At 32.5% G+C, this 25,704-nt stretch carries 26 protein-coding genes; 8 read left to right on the plus strand and 18 right to left on the minus strand.

All coding sequences use genetic code 11. The features are described from left to right. The gene (gene surE, locus EQG68_RS01165) at nt 1-774 is read right to left on the minus strand and encodes a 5'/3'-nucleotidase SurE (RefSeq protein WP_129462958.1); all 774 of its coding nucleotides are present in this window, start codon (nt 772-774) and stop codon (nt 1-3) included. Nucleotides 775-977: 203 nt separating this feature from the next. On the opposite strand from surE, the gene EQG68_RS01170 reads away from it, so the two are divergent. Beyond that, nucleotides 978-3,227 carry a carboxy terminal-processing peptidase gene (locus tag EQG68_RS01170; protein ID WP_129462959.1) on the plus strand — a complete coding sequence of 750 codons (2,250 nt, stop codon included), beginning with the start codon at nt 978-980 and terminating at the stop codon, nt 3,225-3,227. Nucleotides 3,228-3,269: 42 nt separating this feature from the next. After that, complete coding sequence (locus tag EQG68_RS01175) at nt 3,270-4,376, plus strand: ABC transporter permease (protein ID WP_129462960.1); 1,107 nt, start codon at nt 3,270-3,272, stop codon at nt 4,374-4,376. A gap of 29 nt (nt 4,377-4,405) precedes the next feature. On the opposite strand, the gene EQG68_RS14955 is transcribed toward EQG68_RS01175, so the two are convergent. Then, complete coding sequence (locus tag EQG68_RS14955) at nt 4,406-4,948, minus strand: hypothetical protein (protein ID WP_164975357.1); 543 nt, start codon at nt 4,946-4,948, stop codon at nt 4,406-4,408. 115 nt (nt 4,949-5,063) lie between these two features. Between EQG68_RS14955 and EQG68_RS01180 the strand changes: the two genes are divergently transcribed. Further along, on the plus strand, nt 5,064-5,879 hold the full coding sequence (locus EQG68_RS01180; protein ID WP_129462961.1) for a DNA/RNA non-specific endonuclease: 816 nt from the start codon (nt 5,064-5,066) through the stop codon (nt 5,877-5,879). Nucleotides 5,880-5,884: 5 nt separating this feature from the next. Further along, the gene (locus EQG68_RS01185) at nt 5,885-6,721 is read left to right on the plus strand and encodes an endonuclease/exonuclease/phosphatase family protein (RefSeq protein WP_129462962.1); all 837 of its coding nucleotides are present in this window, start codon (nt 5,885-5,887) and stop codon (nt 6,719-6,721) included. A 1-nt stretch (nt 6,722) separates the two neighbouring features. Here the strand turns inward: EQG68_RS01185 and rodA are convergent, their stop codons facing one another. The 6 genes from rodA to purH are packed head-to-tail and all read right to left on the minus strand — an operon-like array spanning nt 6,723 to nt 13,815. Beyond that, on the minus strand, nt 6,723-7,976 hold the full coding sequence (gene rodA, locus EQG68_RS01190) for a rod shape-determining protein RodA (RefSeq protein WP_129462963.1): 1,254 nt from the start codon (nt 7,974-7,976) through the stop codon (nt 6,723-6,725). After that, nucleotides 7,976-9,829 (minus strand): penicillin-binding protein 2, encoded by a 1,854-nt coding sequence (gene mrdA / locus EQG68_RS01195; RefSeq protein WP_129462964.1) that lies wholly within the window; start codon nt 9,827-9,829, stop codon nt 7,976-7,978. The genes rodA and mrdA overlap by 1 nt, the downstream gene beginning before the upstream one ends. Next, a complete protein-coding gene (locus EQG68_RS01200) occupies nt 9,826-10,332 on the minus strand; it encodes a rod shape-determining protein MreD (RefSeq protein ID WP_129462965.1) in 507 nt (168 codons plus the stop codon). The genes mrdA and EQG68_RS01200 overlap by 4 nt, the downstream gene beginning before the upstream one ends. Continuing rightward, nucleotides 10,325-11,149 (minus strand): rod shape-determining protein MreC, encoded by an 825-nt coding sequence (gene mreC, locus EQG68_RS01205; protein ID WP_129462966.1) that lies wholly within the window; start codon nt 11,147-11,149, stop codon nt 10,325-10,327. The genes EQG68_RS01200 and mreC overlap by 8 nt, the downstream gene beginning before the upstream one ends. Before the next feature lie 54 nt (nt 11,150-11,203). Further along, complete coding sequence (locus EQG68_RS01210; protein WP_112084823.1) at nt 11,204-12,232, minus strand: rod shape-determining protein; 1,029 nt, start codon at nt 12,230-12,232, stop codon at nt 11,204-11,206. 56 nt (nt 12,233-12,288) lie between these two features. Further along, on the minus strand, nt 12,289-13,815 hold the full coding sequence (gene purH / locus EQG68_RS01215; protein WP_129462967.1) for a bifunctional phosphoribosylaminoimidazolecarboxamide formyltransferase/IMP cyclohydrolase: 1,527 nt from the start codon (nt 13,813-13,815) through the stop codon (nt 12,289-12,291). A 233-nt stretch (nt 13,816-14,048) separates the two neighbouring features. Between purH and EQG68_RS01220 the strand changes: the two genes are divergently transcribed. Next, nucleotides 14,049-15,302, plus strand: coding sequence for an ABC transporter permease (locus EQG68_RS01220; RefSeq protein ID WP_129462968.1), 1,254 nt, complete (start codon nt 14,049-14,051; stop codon nt 15,300-15,302). A gap of 60 nt (nt 15,303-15,362) precedes the next feature. Here the strand turns inward: EQG68_RS01220 and EQG68_RS01225 are convergent, their stop codons facing one another. The 5 genes from EQG68_RS01225 to tamL form a co-directional block, all read right to left on the minus strand. Further along, the gene (locus EQG68_RS01225) at nt 15,363-15,950 is read right to left on the minus strand and encodes a hypothetical protein (RefSeq protein WP_164975358.1); all 588 of its coding nucleotides are present in this window, start codon (nt 15,948-15,950) and stop codon (nt 15,363-15,365) included. Beyond that, nucleotides 15,916-16,386: a hypothetical protein gene (locus EQG68_RS01230; protein ID WP_129462970.1), complete on the minus strand. Its 471-nt coding sequence runs from the start codon at nt 16,384-16,386 to the stop codon at nt 15,916-15,918. The genes EQG68_RS01225 and EQG68_RS01230 overlap by 35 nt, the downstream gene beginning before the upstream one ends. A gap of 61 nt (nt 16,387-16,447) precedes the next feature. Further along, nucleotides 16,448-17,302 (minus strand): acetyl-CoA carboxylase, carboxyltransferase subunit beta, encoded by an 855-nt coding sequence (accD, locus tag EQG68_RS01235; RefSeq protein ID WP_129462971.1) that lies wholly within the window; start codon nt 17,300-17,302, stop codon nt 16,448-16,450. 37 nt (nt 17,303-17,339) lie between these two features. Next, the gene (fbaA, locus tag EQG68_RS01240) at nt 17,340-18,407 is read right to left on the minus strand and encodes a class II fructose-bisphosphate aldolase (RefSeq protein ID WP_129462972.1); all 1,068 of its coding nucleotides are present in this window, start codon (nt 18,405-18,407) and stop codon (nt 17,340-17,342) included. 116 nt (nt 18,408-18,523) lie between these two features. Beyond that, nucleotides 18,524-21,079 (minus strand): translocation and assembly module lipoprotein TamL, encoded by a 2,556-nt coding sequence (tamL, locus tag EQG68_RS01245; protein ID WP_129462973.1) that lies wholly within the window; start codon nt 21,077-21,079, stop codon nt 18,524-18,526. Nucleotides 21,080-21,115: 36 nt separating this feature from the next. On the opposite strand from tamL, the gene EQG68_RS01250 reads away from it, so the two are divergent. Continuing rightward, nucleotides 21,116-21,844, plus strand: coding sequence for an RNA methyltransferase (locus EQG68_RS01250; RefSeq protein ID WP_129462974.1), 729 nt, complete (start codon nt 21,116-21,118; stop codon nt 21,842-21,844). Here EQG68_RS01250 and porT read toward each other — a convergent pair. After that, nucleotides 21,841-22,542: a type IX secretion/gliding motility protein PorT/SprT gene (gene porT / locus EQG68_RS01255; protein ID WP_129462975.1), complete on the minus strand. Its 702-nt coding sequence runs from the start codon at nt 22,540-22,542 to the stop codon at nt 21,841-21,843. The genes EQG68_RS01250 and porT overlap by 4 nt on opposite strands. A 1-nt stretch (nt 22,543) precedes the next feature. Next, nucleotides 22,544-23,275, minus strand: coding sequence for a bifunctional demethylmenaquinone methyltransferase/2-methoxy-6-polyprenyl-1,4-benzoquinol methylase UbiE (gene ubiE / locus EQG68_RS01260; protein WP_129462976.1), 732 nt, complete (start codon nt 23,273-23,275; stop codon nt 22,544-22,546). Nucleotides 23,276-23,459: 184 nt separating this feature from the next. Here ubiE and EQG68_RS01265 point away from each other — a divergent pair, with 184 nt between their 5' ends. Next, nucleotides 23,460-23,789, plus strand: a complete 330-nt coding sequence (locus EQG68_RS01265) for a hypothetical protein (RefSeq protein WP_246011596.1) — start codon at nt 23,460-23,462, stop codon at nt 23,787-23,789. Between the two features lie 52 nt (nt 23,790-23,841). On the opposite strand, the gene EQG68_RS01270 is transcribed toward EQG68_RS01265, so the two are convergent. Beyond that, the gene (locus tag EQG68_RS01270; RefSeq protein WP_129462977.1) at nt 23,842-24,324 is read right to left on the minus strand and encodes a dihydrofolate reductase; all 483 of its coding nucleotides are present in this window, start codon (nt 24,322-24,324) and stop codon (nt 23,842-23,844) included. A 2-nt stretch (nt 24,325-24,326) separates the two neighbouring features. Beyond that, nucleotides 24,327-24,674, minus strand: a complete 348-nt coding sequence (locus EQG68_RS01275; RefSeq protein ID WP_129462978.1) for a 2TM domain-containing protein — start codon at nt 24,672-24,674, stop codon at nt 24,327-24,329. A 249-nt stretch (nt 24,675-24,923) separates the two neighbouring features. Here EQG68_RS01275 and EQG68_RS01280 point away from each other — a divergent pair, with 249 nt between their 5' ends. Next, nucleotides 24,924-25,220 carry an isoamylase early set domain-containing protein gene (locus tag EQG68_RS01280; protein WP_129462979.1) on the plus strand — a complete coding sequence of 99 codons (297 nt, stop codon included), beginning with the start codon at nt 24,924-24,926 and terminating at the stop codon, nt 25,218-25,220. Between the two features lie 46 nt (nt 25,221-25,266). Here EQG68_RS01280 and EQG68_RS01285 read toward each other — a convergent pair whose 3' ends face one another. After that, nucleotides 25,267-25,695, minus strand: coding sequence for an energy transducer TonB (locus EQG68_RS01285; protein WP_129462980.1), 429 nt, complete (start codon nt 25,693-25,695; stop codon nt 25,267-25,269). Nucleotides 25,696-25,704: the final 9 nt, after the last annotated feature.

The raw sequence follows: 25,704 nt of genomic DNA on the forward strand, positions 1-25,704 counted from the left end.
TCAATTAAATTTATACGTGTTTAGTTTTTGTATGGCGTGATGAGCTGTCAAATCAAATTGAACAGGTACAATTGAAATAAAACCGTTGGCAAGAGCCCATTCATCAGTATCCTCACCATTGTCTTGGTTGATGAATTCGCCCGTGAGCCAATAATAATCTTTTCCTTGTGGTGTTTTGCGTTTATCAAATTCTTCTTTCCAAAAAGCTTTTGCTTGTCGGCAAACCTTAATCCCTTTTATCTCATCTTCTTTTAATTTTGGAAAGTTAACGTTTAAAATAACACCTTCCGGTAAACCGTTCTCCAGCACTTGCGAAGCAATAGTTTTAATTGCATTTTTTACAGGTTCAAAATCAGCATTCCAATTATAATCTAACAATGAAAAACCAATGGCAGGAATTCCTTCGATACCGGCTTCCACCGCGGCACTCATGGTTCCTGAATAAATAACATTAATAGATGAATTGGACCCATGATTCACACCGGAAACACACAAATCAGGCTTTTGTTTCAAAATTTCATTCACGGCTAATTTTACACAATCAACGGGAGTCCCTGAGCAACTGTATTCTTCTTTTACTTCCGAATCAAAATTTACTTTATTAATAAAAAGCGTGTTATTTATGGTGATGGCATGACCCATTGCACTTTGCGGACTATCAGGTGCAACCACTACCACTTCACCCAATTGTTTCATTACCTCAATCAAAGCTCTTATGCCCGGTGCAGAAATCCCATCGTCATTTGTAATCAGAATAAGCGGTTTTTTAGTCATTTTATGAATTTAATTGGATTATAAACCACAAATTTAGTTTTATCGTATCCTAAAGAAAACAAAATTAACTCTTTTTAAGATTTATAAGCCTAACAAATTTCATAACTTTGTTTGGTTAAGTGATTTTTTTAAAATTAATTTACTAAAAATTGAGACTCTAACAGAAGTGGCATAGTTTTTATGACTACTTATAAAGAAAGATAATGAAAACCATTGTACTATTTATGAAAAGAAACTTTAAATTGGTGTTGTTGGCAGTTGTTTTGTCGGTTTCACTGTTGGCATTTAACGCTATAGATTCTAAAAAGAATGTAAGTTCTGATCCTGAAAAAGATAAACTTTTAATTGAGTTATTAACTTTTGTGATTGAACGCGGTCACTATGATCCCGCTGCTATTGATGATAATTTGTCAAAAGGAATTTATAAAGATTATATCGAAGCATTAGATCCGTCTAAACGATTTTTTCTGCAATCAGATATTGATGAGTTTGCAAAATATGAAACGTTAATTGACGACCAAATCAAAAGCAAAGATTTGTCTTTTTTTGATTTGACTTATACTACGTATTTAAAAAGGATGCTTGAAAGTCAAAAATATTATAAAGATATTTTAGATAACCCCTTTGATTATACAGTTGATGAAACCATCAATACTGAATACGAAAAACTTCCCTATGCCAAAAATACTACTGAGTTAAAAGAGCGTTGGAGAAAACAAATTAAACTTTCCACTCTTTCATCGTTAACAGATAGAATCAAGTTACAGGAAGATCAAAAAAATGGTGTTATCGATGAAAAAATCAATGCTGTTAAAGATGAAAAACTGAAAGAAAAGTTAAAAGCAGAAAAGGATAAAAAGAAAGACGAGGCACCAAAATCGTTTGAAGAACTTGAAAAAGAAACTCGAGAGAGTTCCTTGAAATCCTTAGATGATTATTTTACATTTATCAAAGAATTAGACAGAAACGATTGGTTTGGTGTGTTTGTGAATGCAATAGCCTCACGTTTTGATCCGCATACAAATTACATGGCTCCCGACGACAAAGAGCGTTTTGATGTAAGCATCAGCGGTAAATTTGAAGGAATTGGTGCTCGATTACAAAAGAAAAACGATTTAACCGAAATCACTGAATTAATTTCCGGCGGACCTGCTTGGAGAGGAAAAGAGCTTGAACAAGGTGATATCATTTTAAAAGTGGCTCAAGGTGATGAAGAACCTGTTGATATTGTTGGGATGCGATTGGACAATGTCGTTAAAAAAATCAAAGGACCAAAAGGCACTGAAGTTCGGTTAACCGTTAAAAAAGTAGATGGAACCATGAAAGTGATTTCTTTAATTCGTGACATGGTTGAAACCGAAGAAACCTATGCTAAATCAAGTGTTGTTGAAAGAAATGGAATGAAATATGGCATTATTTATTTACCTAAGTTCTATATCGATTTTGAAAACCAAGACAGTCGTGATGCCGGAAAAGATGTTGCTATAGAAGTGGAGCGTTTAAAGGCTCAAGGTGTAAAAGGTATCATTATGGATGTTCGGGATAATGGTGGAGGCTCATTAAAAACTGCAGTAGACATTACCGGATTGTTTATTGAACAAGGACCGGTAGTTCAAATCAAATCGGCTGGAACTAAGAAAGAAGTTTTATATGACAGAGACCCAATAATCCAATGGGATGGTCCTTTGGTTGTCATGGTTAATAATTTCTCGGCATCCGCATCAGAAATTTTAGCTGCTGCAATACAAGACTATAAAAGAGGTGTTGTAATTGGTAGCAAGCAAACCTACGGAAAAGGAACTGTTCAAAATGTAATCGATTTAAACCAATTTGTTCGCGGAAATACAGTGGGCGATTTAGGAGCTTTAAAAACTACAACTCAAAAATTCTACAGAATTAATGGTGGTTCAACACAATTAGAAGGGGTGACGAGCGATGTTGAAATGCCGGATCGTTATTCGTATATTGACATAGGTGAAAGAGATTTGGACAATGCCATGCCATGGACAAAAATTGATCCGGCTCAATTTACCATTTGGGACAAGCAAACTAATTTTGATCGTGCCGTTGAAAACAGTAAAGCAAGAATGGCTCAAAATGAACATTTTCAATTAATTGAAAAAAGTGCTCGATGGACAAAAGAACGTAGAGATGCTTCAGTTTATAGTCTAAAATTAGATGCTTTTACCGCTGAACAAAACAGTTTGGAAGAAAAAAGTAAACAATTTAAGCCCATTTCAGATTATAAAAATGAATTAGTATTTAAACCAATTCCTCAGGATTTTGAATTGATGGCTAAAGACGAGTCCTTTAAAGAAAAAAGAGAACGATGGTTTGAAAGTCTTTCCAAAGATATTTACGTAGAAGAAGCTTTGAACGTTTTAGATGATTTGCAATCTAAACCGGTAGTCAAAGGAAAAGTAGATTTAAAGAAAAAAATTGTAAAATCATAAACGGCAAATTGTATCTTTGAGCAATAGTTGAAAAAGAAACTAATGTCCAAAAGTAATCAGTCGTTAACTAATATAGCACTTCAGAAATTCCGAAAGAATTTTTGGGGTGTTTTTAGTTTTGGTTACATCGTACTGATGATATTTTTAGCTTTGTTTGCATATGTTTTTGCACCCGACAATTCCGAAAATGCAAATCAAATGCATTTGGCTATTCATTCAAAATCGCCGGGGTTTCAAGTTCAAATATTAGCTGTTCCTTCTGAAAAAATGGCTCCTAAAACCATAAAAGGGTATTTTTTTGGCCATCCCAATCAACTGACTGAAATTCCTATTTTAGAGTATAAAGTAGTTGGAAATGTCATTCAATACATCGAGTACACAGAAGATATTGAATTAAAACAAACCAAAGAAATTAGTTTAGATAAGTTTATTGGTTTTTCAACAATTCAAGAAGTTGAAAAAAAATTAATCTCCACAAAAAAATTCTACCTGGGAACAGATAAATACGGTCGAGATTTGTTAAGCAGAATGTTAGTTGGCTCGCGGGTTTCTATTTCTATCGGCTTTGTAGCTGTTTTAATTTCCTTGGTAGTCGGACTTTTTTTTGGAGCTCTTGGCGGCTATTATGGAGGGAAAATTGATGCTTTGGTGATGTGGTTGGTGAATGTAATATGGTCTATTCCAACACTTTTATTAGTTATTGCCATTACACTTGCACTTGGCAAAGGATTTTGGCAGGTTTTTGTTGCAGTAGGATTAACCATGTGGGTGGAAGTTGCTCGTGTGGTCAGAGGTCAAATTATCAGCGTGAAGGAAATGCAGTATGTCACCGCTGCACGAGCGTTAGGGTTTTCGGATATGCGAATTATTTTAAATCACATCATTCCCAATATTATGGCACCGGTAATTGTAATTTCGGCGGCCAATTTTGCTTCTGCTATTTTAGTAGAAAGCGGTTTAAGCTTTTTAGGTTTAGGAGCACAACCTCCTATTCCAAGTTGGGGAGGTATGATAAAAGACCATTACAGTTATATTATTTTAGGAAAACCATATTTGGCTTTGGTTCCCGGGACAGCCATTATGCTTGTTACTTTAGCTTTTATGATGACAGGTAATGCCTTGCGGGATGCCTTGGATGTAAAGCAATAAAAAACCACGCTTTCACGTGGTTTAGTTGGTTAGTCTCTAACTTTCTCTAATTTTTTTTGGGCATCTTTAACATCTGCCTCAAGTTCTTTTATCTTTATTTGTTGTTTGCTGATCTTGATGTTTTCTTTTTCAATTTCAATATCCGTTAATTTCCCTTTTCGTTTCTTTTTTTCAAGACTTTCTATGTTTTTTTGAAGTGATTTCTTTTCTTTTGTTAATCTATTTTGAGATCTCGAAACACTTTTTTCAGCTGAGGCAACCTTTTTTTGTTGTTTTTCAAACTGTTTGACTTGTTTTTCATGCTTTTCTTGATCTTTGGCTAATTGTTTAGCTTCTTTTTCAGCCTGCTTTTGAGCTTTTTCAGCTTCTTTTTCAGCTTTTTCTCGTGCCTTTTGTGCTATTTTTTTTTCTTTTTCAGCTTTTTCTTGTGCAATATTAATTTCTTCAACGGTTTTAGTTTCTTCAATATGAACCCCTGTTTTGATTAGAGTGTCAGCGTTTGTTTTTGTTATTTGTGCTTGACTAATAAATGAGATTAGCAAAACCAAAAGGATACTAATTTTAAATTTCATAATAGGGTATAAATTAAATTAAACAAATTATTGTATCTCAAAAGAGTTACTTTTTTAATACATTTACAAAGTTAGCAATAATCATTCCTGTTTGTTATATTTAATAAATTTTTAAATGTGTAAATTAAGTTTTGTTTCAATATTAATTCTTTTTTTGTTTCTATCTGTTTCATGTAGAGATAATTATGTTCTAAATGATGCTGGTTTTGATGTTTCAACGGACAAGATAGAATTGACAAAAATTAATTGGAATGAATTTGATTTTTTCCCTACAACTACAACAGGACAAGTTATTCACCACAACTTTTATTCACTTTCTTATCATGAAGAACATGAACAAGCTGAATGGGTTGCTTATGAATTAAAAGACTCATATTTTTCTAATTCTGATTTTAAAAGGCCTTATTTTATCGAGGATCCAAAAGTAAAAACAGGTTCGGCTGATTGGAGAAATTATAAAAATTCAGGATATGACAGAGGGCATTTGTGTCCGGCTGGCGATATGAAATTTTCAAAGAAAGCTTATAATGAGACATTCTATACATCCAATATTTCTCCTCAAGAATCGGATTTTAATGCAGGAGTTTGGAATCGTTTAGAACAAAAAGTTCGATACTGGGCTGATAAATATGATGGTCTGTATGTGGTAACCGGGGGAATTTTAGAGCCGAACTTAAAGACAATAGGAGAAGAAGATGTTTCTGTTCCTGATTATTTTTATAAAGTATTGCTTAATGTTTACAATGATAAACCTCGTATGATTGCTTTTTTACTTCCTCATAAAAACAGCGAAAGGCCACTTTATGAATTTGTAGTTTCGGTTGATGAAATTGAGGAATTGACCGGAATCGATTTCTTTCATCATTTGCCTGATGATATTGAAAACAATGTTGAAAAAAGTGCCGATTATAAATCATGGAGTTTTAATTGATGCAGATGAGAAAGATAACTTTAGTGATTTTAATGTTAATTTCAAATGAATTTATTGGTCAAGAATTAAAAGTGATGACCTATAATATTCGATTAGACATTGCCAGTGATGGAGAAAACAGCTGGCCAAATCGAAAAGAAAAAGTTTCTGATTTAATCCAATTTCATGAACCGGATATTTTTGGTATTCAAGAAGGATTACCACATCAAGTTCAGTATTTAGATTCTGTATTATTGGATTATGAAGCATTTGGAGAAGGAAGAGATGGAGGAAAAAGAGGTGAACATAGTTCCATTTTTTATAAAAGTAATAAGTTTGAATTAATTGAGTTTAATACTTTTTGGTTATCTGAAACACCGGATGCAATTTCAAAAGGTTGGGATGCCGCTTTAAACAGAATTTGTACGTTTGGATTATTCAAGAATAAAAAAACAATGCAACTTATTTGGGTTTTTAACACACATTTTGACCATGTGGGAGAAATTGCCCGAAGAAAAAGTGCTCAGTTGATTCAACAAAAAATAGAGCAAGTAAACAGTAGAAATTATCCTGTAATTATTATGGGAGATTTTAATTTAGAAGCAAATTCTGAACCTATTTTATTCCTTTCTAATCTATATGTTCATTCAAAAAAAACTTCTAAATTAATTTATAATTCGGGGGGTACATTTAATGGGTTTGACTTTCACAAACCAATAGGAAGTGATAAAGAAATTGATCATATTTTTGTTTCCAAAAAATCATTTGAAGTCAAAAAATACGCTGTTTTAACCGATAGTTATTCATGTAAATATCCTTCGGATCATTTTCCGGTTTTAGTAGAGTTGGATTTTTCAAAATAAACTACCATTCATTTACTTTATTGGCATCTAATTTTAAAAATATAAATAACAATATTGTAAACGACCAAAGACTCGACCCTCCGTATGAAATAAATGGGAGTGGCACTCCAATAGTTGGGAAAAGTTTGATGAGCATTGTTATATTAACAAAGTAATGAGTAAATAAAATTGATGCAACGCAATACCCGTAAACCCTACTGAATTTTGTTTTTTGTTGCTCAGCTAGATAGATAATTCGGAGAAAAAGAGTCACAAACAATAAGATTACAACTGTTGAACCCATAAATCCCCATTCTTCACCCACAGTGGTGAAAATATAGTCAGAATGTTGCTCAGGAACAAAACCTCCTTTTGTTTGAGTTCCTTCCATAAAGCCTTTACCAATTAATCCACCGGAACCGATGGCAATCATGGATTGGTTTAAATTATATCCTTCATTTTTTAAATCAACGTCATCACTGAAGAGCACATTAATTCTGTCTTTTTGATGTGGTTCTAGCACATTGTCAAAAACAAATCCAACTGAAAGTACAAAGGAAGTCGCTGCTACAAATACAATTAAATAAGCTAATGGATTTCGGTCAACCCTTCTTGCTCTTAAATAATGAAATATCATGATTACTATAATTCCAATTAAAATGTAAATCGGTTGAATGAGTAATGCCATAAAAAAAAGTACTATTGCGATGAAACCTGTCCAAAGATACCATTCCGGTAAACCTTCTCGATTAAGTACTAAAATCAATGACAGAAATATCATAGCACTTCCGGCATCCGGTTGCATTAAAATTAAAAAAACAGGTAAAAGAATAATGCCAAAAGCAATTAATTGATGTCGTGTGTTTTTTAAAAAAACTTGCGAATCACTAAGAAATTTTGCTATTAATAATGAGGTAGCTGTTTTAACAAACTCAGAAGGTTGAAGACCAAATGACCCAAAACCATACCAGTTGGTTTGGCCTTTAACGGTTTTACCGAATACAAACAATCCAAGAAGTGATACAATTCCAATTATATAGAATACAAAAGAGAATTTCTCGTATACTTTGGCGTCAATTGTTAAAACTACAATAATAATAGGAATGCTTAAAATGATAAAAAGAAGTTGTTTCCCATAGAAATCACTAAAATCAAACTCTATAAATTCAATCGGAATAGAAGTAGAAAAGATGTTTAACCATCCCATTACAACTAAAATAAAGTATAATAGAACTGTGATCCAATCTAAATTACTGGTAACACTTTGATTTTTCATTACAAATTAATTCTAAAAGGTTGACCGCTTAATACTTTTGCATATTCACTTTCTAAACTGGAGTTAAGTATTTTTTTCTCTAAATCGGTTCGAGTGATTTTCCCTTTCAGGTATTTTTCAATCATTAAACTGGCAATTGGTCCCGCAATTCGTGCACCCCAATAACCATTTTCAACAAATACGGCAATGGCAATTTTGGGATTATCTTTTGGAGCAAAGGCCACAAAAATAGAGTGGTCGGTTAATTGCACGCGTTGACCATTTATTTTGGTGAAATTCTCCGCAGTTCCTGTTTTTCCACAAATTTCGATTCCTTCTACTTGCAGTCGTGAAGCAGTTCCTTTGTTGTATACATCGAACATTCCTTGAATAACAGGGGGGAAATATTGTTTGTCAATGGTAGTTTGATGTCTGGTTGTGAATTTTTTATCAATCGTATGGTTTTTTATTTTTTTGATTACGTGAGGAGTGTAATAATATCCTTGATTAGCTACCGCACACATGACATTGCACAATTGTATTGGTGTCATCAAAACCTCACCTTGACCAATTGAATTCGATATAATCGTGGTACTTTTCCATCCTCCGGCAGAGTAATATTTGTCATAAAGTTTTGAAGTAGGTACATTTCCTCTTCGTCCGGGAGGCAAATCATAACCCATAAAATTTCCCAAACCAAAGCTTTTCAAATGATTACTCCAAGCATCTACTCCATAGGCAGGTTTTGGATATTTTTCAATAATTCTTTTGTAAGTATTGGCGAAATAAGTGTTGCAAGAGCTGTAAATTCCGGCATTTAAACTAAATCCTCCTGAATCGTGGCATTTCATAAAACGATTCCCGTAGCTAAATCCTCTTCTGCAGAAAAAAGTAGTTTGTTCATCAATCACTTCTTCTTGTAATCCAATAAGAGCGGTTAGTATTTTAAAAGGAGAACCCGGAGGATATTCAGCTAATAATCCTCTGTCATACAAGGGTTTTGCAATACTGTCGTTATACAATTCAGTATAATTTTTAGACCGTTGTCTTCCAACTAAAAGTGCAGGGTCATAGGTTGGAGCAGATATTAATGCTAAAATCTCACCGGTTCTTGGTTCAATCGCAACAATACCACCTCTTTTGTTTTGCATGAGCTCTTCACCATATTTTTGGATATCAATATCCAAGGTTAGTGTAATGTCATCACCTTGTTTGGAAATGGTATCAAAAATTCCTTCTTTATAAGGACCAATATCCCTATTGAATTTATCTCGTTGGATATATTTAACACCTTTTCTACCTCTTAAAAATTCTTCATATTGCTCTTCAACACCTTGTTTTCCTATTAAATCTCCACTTTTGTAGTAAGGGTTTTTCTCAATTATTGCAGGATTGACTTGTGTGATAAAACCAAAAACATTGGCTCCTACACTTACTTGATAATCCCGTAAAGAACGTTTTTGAATATAAAACCCTTCAAATTTTCTAATTTTTTCTTGAAAAGCGGCATATTCTCTTTTGTTTAATTGAGGTAAAAAAACAGAAGGAAGTCGCGGACTATAAACAATAGCTTTTTTAAGTTTTTTATCGAATTCTTCTTTGGTAATATCAACTAATTCACAGAATTTTAAGGTGTCAAGGTTTTTAATTTCTCTCGGAACCACCATAATGTCATAGGAAGGCTGATTGGCAACTAAAAGTTTTCCGTTGCGATCATAAATATAGCCGCGTTCCGGATATTCATAAACAATTTTAATTGCATTGTTTTCAGATTTTAATTTGTATTCGTCATCAAGTATCTGCAAATAGAAAAGCCTTGCCAAAATGGCAACGGTAACAAAAATTATCAAAGATGGTAAAACAGCTTTTCTCAATTTTTAGCGGGCTTAAACATATAGATGAGTAAAATACAAAGTATCAGTGTAAAGATAGTACTCAAAATGGTTCGAAGCAATATATCCCAGAAAAAACTAAATCGAAAAATTTCCAGTAAAAAGAAGATGATGTGGTGTGTTAAAACGGAGATTAACAAAAAAGAAAATCGTTCCGGAGTGAGCCTTTCGTTTATTTTTACGGTTTGGTATTCATAACTTAAACCAAATGAAAATTTAAAGAAAGAAGGTCTAAAATAAGCTAATGTTAAACAAGATGCTGCGTGAACACCTCCGGAATTGTTAAACATATCCATTGTTATCCCAAGTAGAAAACTTACCAATAATAGTCCGTTTTTGTTTCCATTAACGGGATAAAGTAAAATGAAAAGAATGTAGGGATAAGGATTGATATATCCCAAAAAATTGATTTTATTAAAAATAGCAACCTGAGCCAATATCAGCAAAACAAAACGAATAATATTGAGAATTACCGTACTATTCATCTAGGTTTTGATTTTCTAATTCTAAAATTTCTTTACGGTCTTTGTTTTCAATAATATAAACATGACCCAAGCTCGTCATGTCGTTAAATAATTTTACATCAATAGTAAAATAGTTTGTTTTGTCGTCGGTATATATTTTGTGAATGATTCCTATATTGACATTTTCCGGAAAAATAATCGATTGTGCACCGGTCACAATTGTATCACCTTTTTTTACAGAAGCCAGTCTAGGCACATCAATTAACTGAACATAGCCGGTATTCTTTCCATTCCAAGTTAAGGTTCCAAAATGATTGGTTTTTTTAATCTTTGCATTAATCTGCGATTTGATATTCAAAATACTAATTACAGTTGCATAATTTTTTGATGTGTTTTCAACAATACCAATGATTCCTTTACTGTTTACTACGCCCATATCTGGCTTTACCCCTCGAGCATAACCGGAGTTAATAGTTAAGAAGTTTTCGTGAACATTGTAAGAGTTATTGATGATTTTTGACTGAATTACTTTGTAATTTCCAAAGTTGCTTAAAAGTTCTTTGTCTATAATTTTGGTAGTATCTTTTCTGTTGTACAGTAAGCTTTTCAAACGAGCATTTTCATTAGCTAAACCTTCATTTTCCGTTTTTAAATTTAAATATTCATTCACCGAATTGATTCGTTCATACACACCTCCGGTAATAAAATTTGCCGAATTAATTACTTTACTTCGATGGTATGAATGCGATTGGATAGTGAGCGATAACGAAATGACTAAAAGCAGCAAAAACAGTAGCCTTGTACTGTTTTTTATGATAAAAGTAAATAGCTGCTGCATGTTTCAATGATTCAGATTCGCAATTCCGTTAGGGTAAAAATCAGTTTTAACTGATTATTTAATTAAAATACTTCTGAACTTGTTGATGTTTTTCAATGCAATTCCGGTACCACGAACAACAGCTCTCAATGGATCTTCAGCAATATAAACCGGTAAATCTGTTTTGAGAGAAATCCGTTTGTCCAAACCACGCAACATCGAACCACCACCGGCAAGATAAATTCCGGTGTTGTAAATATCAGCGGCTAATTCCGGTGGAGTTTGAGACAGAGTCTCCATTACAGCATCTTCAATTCGTTGGATTGATTTGTCCAATGCTTTAGCAATTTCGCGATAAGAAACATCAACTTGTTTTGGTTTTCCGGTTAATAAATCACGCCCTTGAACCGACATTTCATCCGGCGGAGTGTCTAATTCTTCAATAGCGGCACCAATTTCAATTTTTATTTTTTCTGCGGTACTTTCTCCCACAAACAAGTTGTGTTGCGTACGCATGTAGTAAACAATATCATTCGTAAAAACGTCACCGGCAATTTTTACCGATTTATCACATACAATTCCACCCAAAGCGATAACGGCAATTTCTGTAGTTCCACCACCGATGTCTACAATCATATTTCCTTTTGGTTGCATAATATCAACACCAATACCGATTGCTGCAGCCATTGGTTCGTGAATCAAATATACTTCTTTTCCGTTTACGCGTTCACACGATTCTTTTACAGCACGCATTTCTACTTCGGTAATTCCGGATGGAATACAAACCACCATACGCAAAGCAGGTGTGAACAAACGTTTTTTTAATGCCGGTATACTTTTGATGAACATACTGATCATTTTTTCAGAAGCATCAAAATCGGCAATTACTCCGTCTTTCAACGGACGAATGGTCTTAATGTTTTCATGCGTTTTACCTTGCATTAAGTTGGCTTCTTTTCCAACAGCAATAATTTTTCCCGATATTCTGTCACGAGCTACAATTGACGGAGAGTCAATTACCACTTTATCATTATGAATAATTAAGGTGTTTGCGGTACCAAGGTCAATCGCGATGTCCTCGGTCATGAAATCAAAAAATCCCATACGTTTGTTTAGGGTTAATTAGGTTTATAATATTGTAACGTACAAAGGTAAAAAAATTAATGTTTGAAATGACGTGTTCCTGTAAATACCATTGCAATTTTATTTTCGTTGCAATAGTTGATACTCAATTCATCTTTAATTGATCCACCAGGTTGAATAACAGCGGTTATTCCGGCATGATGAGCAATTTCTACACAGTCCGGAAACGGAAAAAATGCATCACTTGCCATTACAGCACCATTCAAATCAAAACCAAAAGAAGTTGCTTTTTCGATTGCTTGTTTTAAAGCATCTACACGTGAAGTCTGACCTGTTCCGGAAGCGATTAATTGTCCGTTTTTAGCAAATACAATTGTATTCGACTTTGTGTTTTTGCAGATTTTTGAGGCAAAAAGTAAATCTTCAATTTCTTGATGAGTAGGTGTCGTTAAGGTAACGGTTTTTAAACCTTCTTTATTGTCGGTTATGTTGTTTTTATCTTGAATTAACAATCCGTTCAAACAAGTTCTGATTTGTTTGGCAGGTAATTCAACATCATGTTGAACTAAAATGATTCGGTTTTTCTTTTCTTGTAAAATGATAACTGCATCCTCATCATAACTAGGTGCGATAACAACTTCGCAAAATAGTTGGTTAATTTCCACAGCAGTAGCTTTGTCTATGTTTCCATTTGCAATTAAAACTCCACCAAAAGCAGAAGTTGGGTCGCCGGCTAAAGCATCTAAATAAGCTTGTTTCATTGAACTTCTTGTCGCTAAACCGCATGCATTATTGTGTTTTAATATGGCAAAAGTGGGTTCGTTTTCTTTAAATTCCAAAATTAAATTTACAGCCGCATCCACATCTAATAAATTATTGTATGACAATTCTTTTCCGTGTAATTTGGTAAACATTTTATCAAAATCACCAAAGAAGAATCCTTTTTGATGCGGATTTTCACCATAGCGAAGCACTTGGCCGTTTTCGATACTTGCTTTGTAAACTGTTTCGTCTGTATTGAAATAATTAAAAATAGCTGAATCATAATGTGAAGAAACATGAAAAGCTTTGGTTGCCAAATGACGTCTTTGTTCTAAATTTGTAGCACCATTTTGTGTCGAAATTAATTCCAACAAATAATTGTATTCATTTACAGAAGCCACAATAACCGTGTCTTTGAAATTTTTTGCAGCGGCACGAATTAAGGATATTCCACCTATGTCAATTTTTTCGATGATTTCGGCTTCACTTGCTCCTGAAGCAACTGTTTTTTCAAACGGATACAAATCTACAATTACCAAATCAATTTGTGGAATTTCAAATGCTTTCATTTCCTCGATATCGCTTGCATTGTCTTGGCGATTCAATATTCCTCCAAAAACTTTTGGGTGAAGCGTTTTAACTCTTCCTCCTAAAATCGAAGGATAAGAAGTCACATCTTCAACCGGAACTACCGGAATGCCTAAATTTTTAATAAATTCTTCAGTTCCGCCGGTAGAATAAATCGTGACGTTTTGGGAGTGTAATTTTTGAACAATCGGCTCCAATCCGGTTTTGTCAAACACTGAAATTAATGCTGATTGAATGGTTTTTGTAGTTGTCATTGTGTTGTTGTTTTTTGAAGGTGCAAAAGTACTATTTGTCTGTTTAACTATCAAAGGAATATGAGATTAGTTTTATCTTTTTTTAAATTTTTTAATTTAAAATAATAAGAATTTTGCTTTTAGTTAAAATGATTATTAATTTAGTTAGTACTACACAAAAAACATCCATTTTAGTGTAACAAAACTATAAGTTAGACTACCAATCAGTATATTTACAATAAAGAAAAAATTCTATGCTTTTGTACCTCCGTTTGCTGAAAGAAAGTTTCAATTTTGCAATGAATGCGTTGCGAAATAATAAATTGCGGACTTTTCTTTCTTTGTTAGGTGTTACAATTGGTATTTTTTCAATTATTGCAGTTTTGGCAGCAGTGGATTCGTTAGACCAAAAGATAAAAGGCGATTTAGGCGACTTGGATAAAAATACAGTTTATTTATTGCGATTTCCTTTTGGACCTACAGAAGTACCTAGTTGGAAAAGAGAACAATTTCCAAATGTAACCTATGAGGAATTTGACTATTTAAAACGTTCTTTAAATGGTGTTGATAAAATTGCTTTCAATCTTTTTACCCGTAATGAAAATATTAAGTTTGAAGACAGAACGGTAAGTTCTGTTCGGGTTACGCCAACCACCAATGAGTTTGAAGGGATTGACGGAATTAAAATTGAGCAAGGAAGGTTTTTTAATGAATCAGAATCCAATTCAGGTACCGGAGTGATTATACTTGGTTTTGAAGTTTGTAATGGGTTGTTTGATAGTCCGGAGCAAGCTATTGGAAAAAAAGTTCGCCTATATGGGCAACGTTTTAACGTGATTGGCGTTACTCAAAAGCAAGGTTTTTCAACTTTTGGTGATAGTCGAGATAATGCAGTTTTTATTCCGATGAATTTTATTCGTAAATTATATGGTGAAAACAATGATATGCTCACACCGGCCATTTTGATAAAACCTGAAAAAGGTATTGATATGGAAGGTTTTAAAGGAGAAATTACTCAAAAATTGAGGAATTTCAGAGGCTTAAAATCATCAGATATAGATAATTTCTTTATCAATGTACTTTCCGGTTTTACCGATATGATTGATGAAGTTGTAAGTGAATTGAATATTGTAGGTTGGATTATTTCAGGTTTTTCACTTTTGGTTGGTGGTTTCGGAATAGCTAATATTATGTTTGTATCTGTTAAGGAAAGAACCAATTTAATTGGAATTCAAAAATCATTAGGAGCAAAAAATAAATTTATTTTGTTTCAGTTTTTGTTTGAAGCGGTAATATTGTCCGTGATTGGTGGAATTATCGGTTTGGTTATGGTTTGGCTCATTGCCATGGTATTATCCAAAGTATTGGATTTTGAATTTGTATTGAGCTTTTGGAATATGATGTTGGGTGCCGGATTAGCCGGAGTCATTGGTTTAATAGCCGGAATTATCCCGGCAATATCGGCTTCTAAATTGGACCCGGTGGAGGCGATTCGAAGTGGGATGTAATTAGGATACTTCATTAACTAATTCAAAAGCTGTAATGAATGTAACATCTAATTTTGTTTTTTACTCTCCCATCAAACTATATGAAAAAAAGAAATAATATTTTTCGCTTTTCACAATTTTCTTAATTTTTTCTAAAGTTTTAATTTTTATATCCATAGTGTATTTTACTCCCAAATAACCAAGTTTATCATACGATATTAATACAGGAATCAAATCTAAAAACACCTCAAAATTTTCTGAAATATAATATCTAATTTCAAAATTTTCATGGTCTATAATTGCTATTTCTTCTGTTGATTTTATCAAAATTAAAAAATCCCTCTCAAGATTTCCAATTTTATAAAAGTCTTCATATTCCACAATTTCAGTTAGCATTAAATTTCCAATGATTGAAAATCTTTTATATCGTACATTTAATTTAAATAATTCGAACAATTCAACTTCTGTTTCATTGCACTGTTTTTTATATTCCAAAATATATTCACTAATAAATGCTTGAGCATAATCGTTATCAAAACCATTTTGTAGAAAGTCATCTAGATTTGGAGTTACTGAATTTATTATAGCTATTTTTTGTTCTAAATGATTATTGTGTTGCATAAATATATGTTTACTATAATAATTTGACTCTTTTAGCAAAGTCTTCATGAAAATCTTTTTTAGATAAGTGTAGAATTAAATAAAAAAGAAAGTCAAATAGTAAATAATAAACAATTGAAAAAAGTAGTAATGATAATGATTCATTAAATATTGCACTAATTAGAAATAAATAAGTCAAAACCATTACAAAAATTTGATATCTTAACTTTTGAAACGAAAAAGAATAGTTGAGTTGTAAGTCTCCTTCAACAATTTTTCCTTCTACATTATAGTTTTGTGATTTTCTATTTATTTTTTTTGTTAGACAAAACTTCTTTTCATATTCATCTATTGTTCCAAAATATAATTTTTCATTTTTTATTTCAACAATTTCATCTGAGTTGTCAAGTAGTTTTTTTAATTCCGAAAAAAAATGCTTTTCATCTTCTATATGAAAGCTAAAAGCAATTTTGTTTCTGAATATTTTTTCAAATACTGAAATCATTTTTATAAACTCAAATTAATTATAAAAAAAACGAAAAATCCCGATTCCTCGGGATTTTCAATTATCTAACATCTTCATTTAAAATTAAATCTAAATAGAGATTCACTTTGTCTTTTAATTCTTTTCGGTGGGTAATAAAATCTAAGAATCCGTGTTCTAACAAGAATTCAGAAGTTTGAAACCCTTCCGGTAAATCTTTTCCGGTTGTGTCTTTTACAACGCGAGGTCCTGCAAAACCGATAAGTGCTCCCGGTTCACCAATATTGATGTCACCTAACATGGCATAAGATGCGGTTGTTCCTCCCGTGGTTGGGTCGGTACACAATGAAATATAAGGAATTTTAGCTTCAGCTAATTGTGCTAATTTGGCTGAGGTTTTGGCCAATTGCATCAAAGAGTAGGCGGCTTCCATCATTCGGGCACCTCCTGATTTAGAAATCATCAGAAAAGGCACTTTATTTTTGATGGAGTAATCGATTCCTCTGGCAATTTTTTCACCAACCACAGCTCCCATAGAACCGCCAATAAAGGCAAAATCCATACAACAAACGACCAAATCTTTTCCTTTTGATTTTCCCACGGCTGTTCGAACCGCATCTTTCAATCCGGTTTTATCGTTGGCTTCCTTCAAGCGGTCAGAATATTTTTTTGTGTCCACAAAATGCAACGGATCTTTGGAAGTCATTTTGGCATCCAACTCTTTGAATTCATTGTTGTCAAACAAAATTTCAAAATATTCTTTACTGCCAATTCGCACATGAAAATCATCATCGGGACTTACCCAAAGATTTTTGGCTAATTCGTCCTGATCAATAATTTTTCCGGTAGGAGATTTATACCAAAGTCCTTTAGGGACATCTTTTTTATCTTCCGTAGCGGTTTGAATTCCTTTTTCTGTTCTTTTAAACCAAGCCATAATTTTTAGTTATCAGTTATCAGTTGTCGGTTGTCAGTTAAAGTGTATTCACGTTGTTGAGGTCAGCAAATGCTTGCTCCAAACGTGCATTGAATGTCATTTCTCCTTCGCGAATCCATTTTCTTGGGTCGTAATGTTTTTTGTTTGGTGAATCGGCACCGTCCGGACTACCGATTTGAGTTTTTAGGTAATCAATTTTATTCACCATATAATCACGAATTCCTTCTGTAAAAGCGAATTGTAAATCGGTGTCAATATTCATTTTTACTACACCATAGGAAATGGCTTCTCTAATTTCCTCTAAAGTAGAACCGGATCCGCCATGAAAAACAAAATCAATTGGATTTGAATTAGTATTAAATTTTTTCTGAACATATTCTTGAGAATTTTTCAAAATCACAGGCGTTAACTTAACGTTTCCTGGTTTGTATACACCATGCACATTCCCAAAAGCGGCAGCAATGGTAAATTTCGGACTTACTTTCATTAATTCTTCATACGCATAACTTACTTCTTCCGGTTGGGTATATAATTTTGAAGAATCAACATCTGTATTATCCACACCATCTTCTTCGCCACCGGTTACACCTAATTCAATTTCTAAAGTCATTCCCATTTTACTCATTCGAGCCAAATAATCTTTACATATATGAATGTTTTCTTCGAGTGGTTCTTCTGACAAATCGATCATGTGAGAAGAAAATAATGGTTTACCGGTTTCTGCAAAATGTTTTTCAGAGGCATCTAACAAACCGTCAATCCAAGGCAATAAATTTTTAGCACAATGGTCTGTGTGTAAAATTACAGTAGCTCCGTAGGCTTCAGCCAATGTGTGAATGTGTTTTGCTCCGGCAATTCCGCCTAAAATAGCTGCACGTTGGCCTTCGTTTGAAAGACCTTTTCCTGCATTGTATGATGCACCGCCGTTAGAAAATTGAATAATTACGGGAGCTTTTAATTTTGCAGCAGTTTCCAATACACCGTTGATAGTACTGGAACCAATAACATTTACAGCCGGTAAAGCAAATCCTTTTTCTTTAGCATAGTTAAAAATTTCCTGAACTTGATCTCCGGTAGCAACGCCCGGTTTTATGTTGTGTGCCATTTTGCTTAAATATTAGTTAAGTTACAAAAATAAGAATTAATCGAGTGAACAAAAAAATTATTGACAATAAATTCGATGTGATTAAGATTGAATTTTCAAAAAAATACGATAACGTTTTAGAAAGGGTAATTTATTCCCACATTGAAAACCGTATTGCTGAAGTTGTATTCTCTAAACCAACGTTTACCTTCTTCATGAGCTGGATTATAAGTTTTGAACCCAAAATCAAATCGGGCTACCACAAATCCGAAATCATAACGAAAACCAAAACCTGATCCTACAGCAATATCTTTTAGTGAAGCTAACCCATCAAAAATTAATTCTTCATCTTCCACGTTATCCAGCACATTCCATATGTTTCCGGCATCAACAAAAAGCACTCCTCTTAATTTTCCAAAGATTTTAAATCTAAATTCGGCATTCAGCAATATTTTCATATTGGCTTCATTAAAATCATTTCTGGCTCCACTTCTACCGGGTCCTAATCCATAAGGACGCCAAGCTCTATTGTCGTTTGAACCACCGCCAAAATAACTTCGTGAGAATGGAATACTGTTCGAATTTCCGTAAGGAATGGCTATGCCAAAAAATGTCCTTGTAGCAAAGACTTTATTATTTCTTAGGTCAAAATGTTTTATATATTCAAATTCTGCTTTAACATATTGAGAAAATTCAATATCAAAAAAAGTTTTATTGCCATTTGGACCCAGAGGTTGATTAGAACCATCTGCAAATAAGGAAAGAAGATTTCCCGCAGTTTCTAATTTTGTTCTAAGTACATAAAAATTGTTGTCAAGTAAATTGGTCTTCGTTGTTTTTGAAAAACTATAACTTGAAGCTATAATAAGGTTGTTTTCGGTAAGTCTGTTTTTTCTTTCGTTAATACTTCTTATTTCATCAAGGTCTGATGGGGTAGGATTGATACTTTGATTTTCCCCTAACACTTGATCTAAAAACCAATTGGTTCCGATTGGAATGGTTAAATTACCATTTTCATTCAAGTATTCCTGTTCAATCAAATAATTATTAGCAATATTGTTAAGTGCAGCATAGGATGAGCGATAAACGTTGAAATAATTATTAACATTAATGTTTTTGATATATTGAATGTTAACCAAATCAAATCGAACAGCATTATACCTTTTTGGAGTCCAATTATAAGTAATCGAACCGGTAAAATTTTCTTTATCAAGACCAATATTTTGTTGTTTGGCAAAACCCAAACTAATTTGCGTGGAGGGAATCATTTCCTTTGGAAGAATTTTATCCGTTTTTATAGGAAAAAATAGCCTTGGAAAATTTAATCTCATATCGGCACCGTATTCAGAAATATTGAAAAATGTATTATCAGGATTTGCTAAATCTTGAGATGATCCGATATTTCCTCTAGCAGCTATTTCAAAGGTTTCTGCTCCGTTAAATAGGTTTCGTATGGAAAATGAAGTGTTGCCGGATAATCCAAAGTCTTGAATGTTAGAATGTAAAGCATCAAATGAGGCTCCAAAACTGTATTTTTTTCTTGGACTTAAATAAATATTAGCTATTAATGAACTTTGAAGGCTATCTCTGGGGTCAACTTCGTATTGTATTGACGGATAAGTAAATACTTTAAAATTGTTAAGAGAACGCGAAGTTAAATTGTTTTTATAATCAGCATAAATGCCTCCTTTGGTAATAAAAACGGCATCAGTTATAGCTTTTGGTCTATATTTTAATTTGTCAATACTATATAGGTTATAATTATTATATACAACACTATCGACAATTTTGACTTTGTTTTTTGATGAAGGATTGTCAGTGTAAATATTAACTTCGCTAATTTTATAAATTTTAAATGGAGTTGTAATTAAAGAGTCACCAGCTCTAAATGAATAATCACTGATTAATAGATTCACATTTGCTTTGTTTCCAGTTTTTATGGTGTCAATATCAAAACTAATATAATTTTGTTGAAAATTATAAACGCCATTATTTCTAAAATTATTTGTAAGGCGGTTTCTTTCACTTTCAAAATTATCTGATTTATATTGTTCTCCTGATTTAATGTTGGATAAATATTTTGTTTTTCCGTATAAAGAGTCTAATACCGGAGAAGTAATTTCATGATTAATAGTATCTATTATATAAGGTTTTCCTAATGTTACATTATATTCTGTTGCTACTTTTTTTAATCCGATTGAGTCAATTTTGATTGTAGCGTCAACATTAAAATAGCCTTGATTAAAATAGTAAGCTTTTAATTTAGTAAGTGATTTTTTTGTTTTAGCCTCATCAAGGATAATAGGAGGTTCTCCGGTATTCTTTAAAAAATTATGTATTCCGGAATACCAAAACGATTCTCCTAATCGATAGACCTGTTTAGAGGACAAAAGTTTTGAAATTCTTTCAAATCGAACAGAATCTTTCAAAAATTTTTCTGCAAACAAAGAATCGTGATTTGGTTTAGCCCAATTGTAAAAGTATAAACTGAAAGGTAAATTTAAGAATTTAGTATTCGTTTTTTGCGAAAGTAATTCGGTTACTTCTTCACTGTTTTCTTTATTATTATCTACAAGAATAACCGATTTAGCTAGTAGTTTTTTACCATTGGGAACTCTTTTTGTAGAATCGCATGCATAAAAAAACAATACAATTAAAAATAATAATGATATTTTTGTAGAAACCTCTTTCAATGGAATTATAAATTTAGTTCAAAAATACATTATTTTATGCTTAGTAAAAACCAAATTAAGCGAATTACGGGATTGCATCAAAAAAAGTTCAGAAATGAACAGCAATGTTTTATAGCGGAAGGGTTAAAAGTGATTCAAGAATTGTTTCATTCCAATTATGAGGTTATAGAATTTTATTCAACCAATGCTACAATTGAATTAGATCATAAATACAAATCCCAAATTATTACCGAATCAGATTTAAAGAAAATAAGTTGCTTAAAAACACCTAATTCTTGTTTGGCAGTTTTTAAAATTAAACCTTCAGAAGCGATTAGTTGTAAAGGTTTAACGTTGGTTTTAGATGATATTCGTGATCCCGGTAATATGGGAACGATCATTCGGTTATGTGATTGGTTTGGAATAGAACAGCTTATTTGTTCTAATGATACAGTAGATGTATACAATCCGAAAGTAATTCAAGCAACAATGGGTTCAATTGGCAGAGTTAATGTAATATACACATCGTTAAATAACTTTTTGGGTCAAACAAAATTACCTATTTATGGAGCATTTATGGACGGTGAAGTTGTCTATAACACCCTATTACCTAAAGACGCAATATTAATCATGGGAAATGAATCCAATGGAATCAGTGCTGAGATTAATTCTATGGTTCAGCATAAAATAAGTATTCCTCGTTTTGGGAAATTACTAAAAACAGAAAGTTTAAATGTAGCAACTGCAACTGCTATTTTGTTAAGTGAATTTCGAAGAAAATTTTAGTGGAATGTAAAGTTTACAAAAAAACCTCTGGTCTGCATTGATTCAACGGAAGAAGTCCAAGGACTATTCGGATCATTATCACGAATTAATTCATCATTAAAACTAAATACTCCTCTAATGGAAGGGGAAAATTTAAAATATTCCAAGTAAATATCAATTCCGAAACCCACTTCATAAAAATTTGTCCATTTTGTCATTCGGAATCGGTTGTTTGAGTTATCATCTTGAGAATTAGCGTTACTTGAAAGGTTTAAAGCAGTGGAAACGCCTCCCACCAAATAGGGTCTTATGTTTCCAATTCGTTGAGAAGAAAATTTCAAAAGCAATGGGAAGTGAAGATAAGTGGATTTGACTTCTCGCAACGCATCAAATTTATTTTCAAAATTTGGGAATGTTAAATTACGTTGCGTATAATAAAGCCCCGGCTCAAAACGAAGATTAATATTTTGATGTAACCTTAAATCTCCTACTAAACCAACATTAAATCCGGTGGTGGTTTCAGAAAGAATTTCTTCAGTAATTCGGTTTTGATCTATTTTAAAATCATAGGAGTTGAATCCTAAGAAATATCCCCAATGTACACGTTGTTTGTCAAAATTTTCAAGATGAATTATGGGGTCTTTACCAAAAATCCCACTAAACTGTGCATTTGAATGGATACTTAAAAAAAATAGTATGGTAAAAAAAACTGTTCTCATTTTATTTTTTTGATGCAGAATAAATAGTAGCAACACCAAATGTTTGTGGCATCGCTGCTACGTCTATAAACCCAACTTTTCTCAAAATATTGTTTAACGCTTCTCCAAACGGAAAAACTGAAGCTGATTCTGATAAATAAGAATAGGCAGAATTGTCTTTTGAGAATAGTTTTCCGATTAAGGGTAAAATATTTTTGGTGTAAAAATAATAACCTTGTTTAAATGGAAATTTCTTTGGTACTGAAGTTTCTAAAATCACAAAAATTCCATTTGGTTTTAAAACCCTTAAAATTTCTGCTAGACCTTTTTCTAAGGTTTCAAAGTTCCTTACACCAAAGGCAACCGTAATGGCATCAAAAGAATTGTCTTCAAAAGGCATGTTTTCAGAATCGCCTAAAACCATTTCTATTTTGTTAGAAAGTTTTTTTTGTTCAATTTTTTTTCTACCCACATCCAGCATACCGGCAGATATGTCTAAACCTATAATTTTTTTAGCATTAGTTTTTGTCATCAAAATTGCTAAATCACCGGTTCCAGTTGCAATATCTAGAATAGTATCGGGTTTTTTTGCATCAACTAAGGCTAGAACTTTTTTACGCCACTTTACATCAGTTCCAAAAGAAATTACTCGGTTTAACCCGTCATAATTGCCCGATATGGTATCAAACATTTGAGCTACTTGTTCTTTTTTACCTAATGAAGAATCTTTATAGGGTGTAACAGATTTTGACATACTTAAATTTTACGCAAATATAAACTATTCTATAATCATGGCAATAATGCAATAATTAAATTTGTTTATACTTTTTTTAAAAAAAATAAACAAAATATCACTGTTTTTGGTGATATAAAAAAAATCACTAGAAGTGGGTATTGTGTATGTGTTTGATAATGTGCAATTTTACAACATGAATCAAATGTTAAACATCATGTTGTCAAGAATTGTCAAGGCTGAACTAAAATGGATACTATTGGCACTGGTTATCACATTTTTTCTTGTTAGCAGTATCGACAGTGTTGCTTTAATGAGCAATACTGAAGTTGGGGTGCCACAAACGTTCTTAGGGTTAAATTTGTTTTTGGAAATTTTAGTTTTTTTCGCTTTTAGTACCTTTGTGGTATTTGGTATTAAAGGCTTCTTTGAGATGTATTCTCAAAGGTTTGCCAATGTCGTAATCTTCATTTCTGGAGTATTTTTGGCAGTGGTGATTTTTATATTAAGTTATCAGATACTGATACTTGAATAGGCCAATTCAAACATGATACATTGATTCTAAACATCCCGAAAGGGATGTTTTTTTATTTACGAATGTAAGTTTGATAGGTAAAATCAACCAAATGTTTTTCGTCTTTTGGATGGTATTCTTCCTCCACTAGTTGCCAATTTTCAGGGTTGATTTCAGGGAAATAGGTATCAGCTTCAAAAGAGTCGTGAACTCGAGTAAGTTCAATAATATCTGTGTATTCCAAAGATTGTTTGTAGATTTCACCGCCACCTATAATAAATGCATCTTCATCTTCAGGAACAAATTCAAGGGCTTTTTCAATACTGTCTACCACAATACAATGTTCCGGTTGATATTTTTTTTGTCTTGTAATGATTATATGTGTTCTGTTAGGTAGAAGTTTAGGAAAGCTTTCAAAAGTTTTTCTTCCCATGATGATAGGATGGCCGGAAGTCAATTCTTTGAACCGTTTAAAATCATCCGGTAAATGCCAAACCAAATCATTGTTTTTTCCTAAAGCATTATTTTCTGCCGCCGCAGCAATCATTATAATCATGATTATATTTCTTTGTTTTTGAATTTAGTTTCTTTTTCTATTTTTTGTTCCAATTGTTTGATGCGTTGTTCTTGTTTGGCCATTAAACGCTCAATCTGTTCACGTTCCCATTCTTTATTCATAAACCTATCGGTTATATAAACTTTTATAAAATGCAGAATAAACAAAAAAAACCAAATAGTTACAGCCCATAAATACCAGCCTTCAAAGGGCTGGATGTCAAAAAATTTCTCAATTAAAAAAAGAAACAAACTACCAATCAAAAACAAGACAAAATGATAGTATAATCTTTTTTTTTGTTTGATTCTTCGCCGAGCATATTCATATTGTTCGTGTTGCTCTGTGTTCATAAACGTCTTTTTTATTGTTTTTTGGTTTTGAAAGGTATTATTTTTTTGAAAAATAAAAAAATCAAATTACATATAATGAATTACGAAACCGTTTTCCTATTTTAATAATTGCAAATGAAGTAGTTATAAATTATCAATTTTGTTTTTTTTAAGCAGGGATATTGGTAATATGACAAAAGTAATGCTAACTATTTGATTTTCATTATTCTATTTGTTTCTTTGCAGTATAATTTTAAAAATGAGTACATTATGGCAATTAAGAAACAATTTATAAAAACAAAACCGGTTTGTAAAGTAACTTTTTCAATTGAAGCAAAAGAGGCTACTACTGCTGCAGTAGTAGGTGATTTCAACAATTGGAATCCAGCAGAAGGAGAATTAAGTAAGTTAAAAAACGGAACATTCAAAGCTACTTTTGAATTACCTGCTTCTAACTCATATGAATTCCGTTATCTAGTAGATGGAGAATTCGTAAACGATGACCAAGCAGATGCTTACAAATGGAATGATTTTGCTGCTGCTGAAAATAGTGTTGTAGCGGTATAAAAATTTTTATATCATAAAAAACCACCTTATTAGGTGGTTTTTTTTATTATAAATTAAATGTTAAAGGAATAGACATAGTCATTCTTGTAGGTTTACCTTTAAATAAACCTGGTCTCATTTTAGGTAAAAGAGAAAATATTCGCTTTGCTTCTTCTTCTAAGATAGGGTGTGGACCTCTAATGTTACTTATTGTCACACTTCCGTCTTTTTCAATAATAAAAGAAATAAATACTCTTCCCTGAATTTTATCTTTGATAGCTGCACTAGGGTATCTGAAATTGGTTTTGATATGTTCTTGGATTTTTTCTTGGAAACACTGCTTTCTTTCTTTCATATCAATATGCTCGCAACCCGGAAAAATTGGAACATCTTCTATTATATGAAAAGGAACATTTTCTTGATTCTCGCTTTTTTCAGTTTGAGCTGAAATCAAATTAAAACAAAAGAGAAAAAATATAATTTTAATTTTATACATTCTTTTTTA

The organism is Flavobacterium piscinae, from assembly GCF_004122145.1.
GTDB lineage: Bacteria > Bacteroidota > Bacteroidia > Flavobacteriales > Flavobacteriaceae > Flavobacterium > Flavobacterium piscinae.

Bases quoted from the DNA above. Each gene is read 5' to 3' on its own strand.
- EQG68_RS01265 (WP_246011596.1), top strand. From the start codon at position 23,460: ATGTTAAACATCATGTTGTCAAGAATTGTCAAGGCTGAACTAAAATGG.
- EQG68_RS01270 (WP_129462977.1), bottom strand. From the start codon at position 24,324: ATGATTATAATGATTGCTGCGGCGGCAGAAAATAATGCTTTAGGAAAA.
- EQG68_RS01200 (WP_129462965.1), bottom strand. From the start codon at position 10,332: ATGAATAGTACGGTAATTCTCAATATTATTCGTTTTGTTTTGCTGATA.
- mreC (WP_129462966.1), bottom strand. From the start codon at position 11,149: ATGCAGCAGCTATTTACTTTTATCATAAAAAACAGTACAAGGCTACTG.
- EQG68_RS01280 (WP_129462979.1), top strand. From the start codon at position 24,924: ATGGCAATTAAGAAACAATTTATAAAAACAAAACCGGTTTGTAAAGTA.
- EQG68_RS01180 (WP_129462961.1), top strand. From the start codon at position 5,064: ATGTGTAAATTAAGTTTTGTTTCAATATTAATTCTTTTTTTGTTTCTA.
- EQG68_RS01230 (WP_129462970.1), bottom strand. From the start codon at position 16,386: ATGATTTCAGTATTTGAAAAAATATTCAGAAACAAAATTGCTTTTAGC.
- surE (WP_129462958.1), bottom strand. From the start codon at position 774: ATGACTAAAAAACCGCTTATTCTGATTACAAATGACGATGGGATTTCT.
- EQG68_RS01210 (WP_112084823.1), bottom strand. From the start codon at position 12,232: ATGGGATTTTTTGATTTCATGACCGAGGACATCGCGATTGACCTTGGT.
- EQG68_RS01185 (WP_129462962.1), top strand. From the start codon at position 5,885: ATGAGAAAGATAACTTTAGTGATTTTAATGTTAATTTCAAATGAATTT.
- EQG68_RS01170 (WP_129462959.1), top strand. From the start codon at position 978: ATGAAAACCATTGTACTATTTATGAAAAGAAACTTTAAATTGGTGTTG.
- EQG68_RS01285 (WP_129462980.1), bottom strand. From the start codon at position 25,695: ATGTATAAAATTAAAATTATATTTTTTCTCTTTTGTTTTAATTTGATT.
- EQG68_RS14955 (WP_164975357.1), bottom strand. From the start codon at position 4,948: ATGAAATTTAAAATTAGTATCCTTTTGGTTTTGCTAATCTCATTTATT.
- fbaA (WP_129462972.1), bottom strand. From the start codon at position 18,407: ATGGCACACAACATAAAACCGGGCGTTGCTACCGGAGATCAAGTTCAG.
- EQG68_RS01275 (WP_129462978.1), bottom strand. From the start codon at position 24,674: ATGAACACAGAGCAACACGAACAATATGAATATGCTCGGCGAAGAATC.
- EQG68_RS01250 (WP_129462974.1), top strand. From the start codon at position 21,116: ATGCTTAGTAAAAACCAAATTAAGCGAATTACGGGATTGCATCAAAAA.
- rodA (WP_129462963.1), bottom strand. From the start codon at position 7,976: ATGAAAAATCAAAGTGTTACCAGTAATTTAGATTGGATCACAGTTCTA.
- ubiE (WP_129462976.1), bottom strand. From the start codon at position 23,275: ATGTCAAAATCTGTTACACCCTATAAAGATTCTTCATTAGGTAAAAAA.
- EQG68_RS01220 (WP_129462968.1), top strand. From the start codon at position 14,049: ATGCTTTTGTACCTCCGTTTGCTGAAAGAAAGTTTCAATTTTGCAATG.
- EQG68_RS01225 (WP_164975358.1), bottom strand. From the start codon at position 15,950: ATGAAGACTTTGCTAAAAGAGTCAAATTATTATAGTAAACATATATTT.
- porT (WP_129462975.1), bottom strand. From the start codon at position 22,542: ATGAGAACAGTTTTTTTTACCATACTATTTTTTTTAAGTATCCATTCA.
- EQG68_RS01175 (WP_129462960.1), top strand. From the start codon at position 3,270: ATGTCCAAAAGTAATCAGTCGTTAACTAATATAGCACTTCAGAAATTC.
- purH (WP_129462967.1), bottom strand. From the start codon at position 13,815: ATGACAACTACAAAAACCATTCAATCAGCATTAATTTCAGTGTTTGAC.
- accD (WP_129462971.1), bottom strand. From the start codon at position 17,302: ATGGCTTGGTTTAAAAGAACAGAAAAAGGAATTCAAACCGCTACGGAA.